This is a genomic window from Alistipes sp. UBA1686, assembly GCF_002320215.1.
In the GTDB taxonomy this organism is placed as follows: Bacteria; Bacteroidota; Bacteroidia; order Bacteroidales; family Rikenellaceae; genus Alistipes; species Alistipes onderdonkii.
Genome location: NZ_DCKA01000006.1, coordinates 1 through 4,760, shown reverse-complemented (window position 1 = coordinate 4,760; position 4,760 = coordinate 1). Strand labels below are relative to the sequence as shown.

6 protein-coding genes and 1 pseudogene are annotated in these 4,760 nt (G+C 55.3%); all 7 read left to right on the top strand.

Features of this window, described 5'->3' with window-relative positions:
- Positions 1-209: 209 nt before the first annotated feature.
- Positions 210-1,199 carry an ArdC family protein gene (locus B3C38_RS01585; protein ID WP_014774405.1) on the top strand — a complete coding sequence of 330 codons (990 nt, stop codon included), beginning with the start codon at positions 210-212 and terminating at the stop codon, positions 1,197-1,199.
- A gap of 1,154 nt (positions 1,200-2,353) precedes the next feature.
- Positions 2,354-2,821 (top strand): hypothetical protein, encoded by a 468-nt coding sequence (locus B3C38_RS01580; protein WP_256166276.1) that lies wholly within the window; start codon positions 2,354-2,356, stop codon positions 2,819-2,821.
- A gap of 16 nt (positions 2,822-2,837) precedes the next feature.
- Complete coding sequence (locus tag B3C38_RS01575; RefSeq protein ID WP_286724613.1) at positions 2,838-3,365, top strand: hypothetical protein; 528 nt, start codon at positions 2,838-2,840, stop codon at positions 3,363-3,365.
- On the top strand, positions 3,352-3,573 hold the full coding sequence (locus B3C38_RS01570) for a hypothetical protein (RefSeq protein ID WP_217733921.1): 222 nt from the start codon (positions 3,352-3,354) through the stop codon (positions 3,571-3,573). The genes B3C38_RS01575 and B3C38_RS01570 overlap by 14 nt, the downstream gene beginning before the upstream one ends.
- 260 nt (positions 3,574-3,833) lie before the next feature.
- Complete coding sequence (locus B3C38_RS01565) at positions 3,834-4,010, top strand: hypothetical protein (protein ID WP_217733920.1); 177 nt, start codon at positions 3,834-3,836, stop codon at positions 4,008-4,010.
- Position 4,011: 1 nt separating this feature from the next.
- The gene (locus tag B3C38_RS01560; RefSeq protein ID WP_217733919.1) at positions 4,012-4,392 is read left to right on the top strand and encodes a hypothetical protein; all 381 of its coding nucleotides are present in this window, start codon (positions 4,012-4,014) and stop codon (positions 4,390-4,392) included.
- A gap of 83 nt (positions 4,393-4,475) precedes the next feature.
- Positions 4,476-4,760, top strand: a pseudogene (locus B3C38_RS01555) (DNA cytosine methyltransferase); the annotation flags it as partial.

Genomic DNA, 4,760 nt, shown 5'->3' with positions numbered 1-4,760 from the left:
CCTCGGCATGATGCCTCGGCCGCCCGCGTGCACGCTGCGGAAATATTGATCCGCGCGCAGCGCCCTCCGGCTGCGCCGTCGGTAAATATTTCCTTGCGTGTCCTTGCCTATGGTGCAGTCTCCGCGACCGGCTGGTAGCCGCATCGCTGTTCCGAGTGTTTCGGCAGTGTAAAGCTCCGGCGCAGGAGTATAAAGTCTGCAACAAATCAATGGGACATTCACAGGTTCTCGAAAAGGTCTCGGCGCACATCGCCGAGCTGCTGGTCTTGAAAATCGAATCCATGACTCAAACGTGGCAAAAGCCGTGGTTCTACGGCCAGGGCCTCCTTCCCTGCAACATCACGGGTAAGAGGTATGCCGGCACGAACCTTTTGACGCTGCTCATGCTTACGGAAGTCAAGGGTTACCGGACTCCGGTATTCCTGACCTTTCGTCAGGCCAAAGAACGCGGCCTGACGGTCAGGAAGGGCTCCAAACAGTTCCCGGTGGTATTCTGGAAACCTTTTTACCAGGCGAATAATCCGACCGACGGTCAGCGCCGGTATCTTACGGTCGAGGAATACAACGCCTTGCCCGAAAGCGCCCGCGCCGAGTATGTGCTGCGCTTCAGTTTACGCTATTATCCGGTTCTGAACCTCGACCAGACGGATTTCGAGGAGCGCTTCCCGGAACAGTGGCAGAAGCTCCTGGAGCGTCAGTCGATGACGCCACGTCCGTCGGGGAGCGTGCACCCCGTGCTTGAGCGGCTGCTTGCCGCGCAGTCGTGGGTCTGCCCGATCCTCCAGAAGTCGGGAGATGCAGCCTTCTACTCTCCCTGTGACGATAGGATCGTCCTGCCGCGCCAGGAGCAGTTTCACGACCTGGAAGCCTTCTACTCGACCATGCTGCACGAAATGGCCCACTCGACCGGCTCGGCGGGCCGTCTCGACCGCCATTTGGGCGAGCCGTCGACGGCGGCTTACGGCCGCGAGGAGTTGGTCGCAGAGTTCTCGGCGGCCCTGGTCGGCCTCGGCCTGGGCGTGTCGAGCGGCATTCGGGCCGAGAACGTAGCTTACCTGAAGGCTTGGCTGAGGGAGCTGCGCGAGAAACCGGCCTTTATCTTCTCGGTATTGAGCGACGTGCAGCAGGTCGTTCGCTTCTTCGAAGAAGAGCTGTGCATGAGGCTTTTCGACACGGCTCCGGCCGAGAATGGGGCATAGGGGCTTCGGCCCCTTTTGTCGCGGGCTTTCTTTCGGCGCCGGCATTCGCCGGCGCCTTGATCGCTCCTAAAAAGCACGACTTGCAGGGCGTTGCAAGTCGCGCTTTTCTCCACGTCGCGGCAGTGCACCCCTCGCGTTGCGAGGGAGAGCGGTATTTTCTCTCGGGGTACGACCGGGCTGCGGTTTTACCCGGCCACTGTCAGAATTCGAGCTTTCTGCGACCTGAAGGGTCACCCCTTACACGTTGCCTTCAGGCCATTCTGATACAAAGTAGTGACCCTGCATTTTGCCGGGCAATGAACCCGTGAAATATTTTCTTAGGAGTCCCTTCGGGAACTGTGTTTATGATGAAAAAATTTACCCCGGCAGGCCGGGGCACTCTGAAGAAATTTTTTCAAAAATATTTCCCGGAACCCTTGCGCCGGTTCAGCGGTAGAGAGCGGCCGCCTATGCCCATTCCAGAGGAACGGGCGGCCGCTCCATGTTCATTACAAAATGTCAGCGTCCCATACGAGTATCAGAAAGGCTCTGAAGGCAACGTGTAAGGGGATGACCCTCGTTCTTTGAAATCTCGAAAACATCCATCGGCAGGGAAATCACAGCCCGGCAAACCTTCGAGAAAATGATATGTTCGATAGAAAGGGTAAAGGGCGTGACGAGGATGTTAGCGAGTTTTCGACAACAAGTTCTTTGACGTATTAACCAGCTCCGCTCGATGTGGTCGGCGGATGGCGGGGAGCGAAGCCCCAGCGGAGCACACTATTTAACCTTTTAAACTATTCACGATTATGAAAACACTTAACAGAATCACTCGCAGAATTAAACAACATGCCGCAAAGGAAATCTGTCGGATCTTGTCAAGACAAGGTTACAACTACTCTCTTCAGGAAATTGGCAGAATGCTCTACTATGACAAGCGGTTAAGGACTTGGGCTGTCCGAGTGCTTATCGAGAGGTACTCACGACTGGACGAAGGAGCAGTTGTTTGCCAATATGTAGTTTTTACAAGTCGCTATTATATGTAACTATTGGAGCGGGCATCGTCCCGCTCCCTAAATCACACGATTATGGCACAGGTAGCATTATTAACGAAAGGCATCGTTTACGACACGTCCAGACAGGTCGTGACGTTGCACCAGGTGGTCGAACGCTTCATGCTTGGGGACTCTCTTTGTGAGAAGTGCATCGTCACCGAAATCATGTTCGACGAGCATGCCGGCTATACCTACACGCTGATCGGGCTCAAGTCGCTCCGGAACTTCCGCACGCGTTTCATCTTCGATGAACACGAGTCGGCCAGCGGATTCTTCGCGGATCTCGCTTACCCGACCTTCTTGGCGGCCGAACAGGTCGAAGAGGTCATTGCCCGTGCGGCGGCCGCCGAGAAGCAGCGCCGCGAGGAAGCAGCTATCGCCCAGCGGCGTCTGCATCGCGGGGCTCTTGTCGTAGACTATTCAGCGAAGGCCCTGGCCATCTTTACCGACGAACCTTCCGATGTGTCGGTTCTGGAGCGTATCAAGGCCAAGCGCAACTCCAGTCTGACTTATCAGGGCCGCAAGGTCGCCGGCTGGATCTTCCCGAAATACCGTCAGGCCCAACTGGCGGCCGTCATGTCGTTGTAATTAAATTCTGCAAATTATGAAAGTAGGTACGAAAAGCCTCCTGTTCGGAGCACATAACATCTTTATCCATCCTTTTCTGGTTTTCATCGCTTGGTGGCGGTTGTACGGATTCCCGGCTGATCCCCGGCTCTGGGTTGCGTTTATCGTCCATGACTGGGGCTATCTGGGCAAGCCGAACATGGACGGCCCGGAAGGCGAAACGCATGTCGAGCTGGGGGCCCGGATCATGCGGATCTTCGGCCGACGCTGGGAAGAGTTCACGCGGCATCATTCCCGGTTCCACTCCCGGCGGGACGGTGCTCGGCCTTCGCGGTTGTGCTATGCCGACAAGCTCGCCCTGTGTTGCGAATGGGAGTGGTTCTACCTGTTTCGGACGCGGATCACGGGTGAGCTCAGGGAGTACATGGCGCTTTCGGCCAACGGCAAGTATAGCTGTAAGGAGCATATGAACCGCTCGATCGAGACGCCGCAGTCGTGGTATAGGGCGGTCAAGAGTTTCACCTTGCGCTACGTCGCACAAAACTACCGGTATGGACATCGTTAAGACCATCACGACGAAGATCCGGCGGCATAACTTCACGTTCCGCGAAGGCCGCCGGATCTACTACGGCCTGCAAATGGATACGACCCGTCTGGTCTGGGCTCGGAACCTCTGCGAAGGCTGGCAGATCGACATCGACGGGCGGCGGATCACCGTCGATTGCGTCCTTCGGGAAATCACGGTCGGCAATGGCGAAATCATCAACTACTGACACCTTGCGGCGTACAGGTCAGCCGCTATTTTTTACTATGCGGACAATAGAGGTTACGGTAATGAAAACCGTAGTTTTCATTACGGATTGGAATCATGCTACATGGAGACTATTCAAAGAAACGGACGGAATGTTTCGATGTACTCTTCCCGATCGTACCACCCAGATAAGGGTTGCGACATTTTATGAGTTCCTGACGACTTTGTTCGGACAGAGGCAAATAGGGGCGTTTTCAAATTATGAAGTTAAAATTAAAGGCAATGGACAATGACGAATTGCAAGAAGGGCAAACAGGCACGCTGAAGAAATCCTATTTAGGCTATCGACATGTTGAATTCGTGGAGTACGATTATCCGCGGGTTCGCGTGCAGCTTAGCTCGGGTCTCGAAATCAGCGTGTGGGAGGATGAAGTTATCTGGGATGAATATTATGAATAATATGAAACGACAAGTAAGCATGGTTGCCATGTCGCATTTGAGCGATGTGCAAGCACTGATAAACCTCGGCGAGCTGGAAATTGCCCGCCGGGAAGTCAATTTTGTAAAGACGCTGATCCTCGACTATCCCGACATGGCCGCCGAGGTTACGGATGAAGAACTCGACGGCATTTATGGCCGTCTCGTCGGGGTTAAATCTTCGTCCGTAGAAACTATTAGGGAGGAGGAGCGCCACAGGATACGGAGGTTGTCGATTGCAGCCTATCGGGAAACCTGCCTGCGGAAAGGCGACCAGTGCTGTTCGGTCTGCGATTGCTGTCCTTTCAGTCAGGCGTTCGTCGAAAAGCTGGCCGAACTGACGGCGGTTGAAGGCTGTCAATAGTCTTCTTCCCTTCACTATTCAACACGGCAGCCCGGCCATGATGGCCGGGCTGCCGATTTCACCTGTTAAAAAAAGCTATTTCAATGAATTCAAACGATAAAATCCGACTGTTGTACATCGACCTTTTCTGCGGTGCGGGCGGCACCTCGACCGGGGTACACCTTGCGCGGCATGCCGGAGCTCCTTGCGCCAAGGTGATCGCCTGCGTGAACCACGACGCCAACGCCATCGCTTCGCACGCTGCCAACCACCCCGACGCGCTACACTACACGGAGGACATCCGTACGCTGGAGCTGTCGCCGCTGTTCGAACACCTCGCGCGGATGCGCCGCCAGTACCCGGATGCCTTCGTCGTCCTCTGGGCCTCG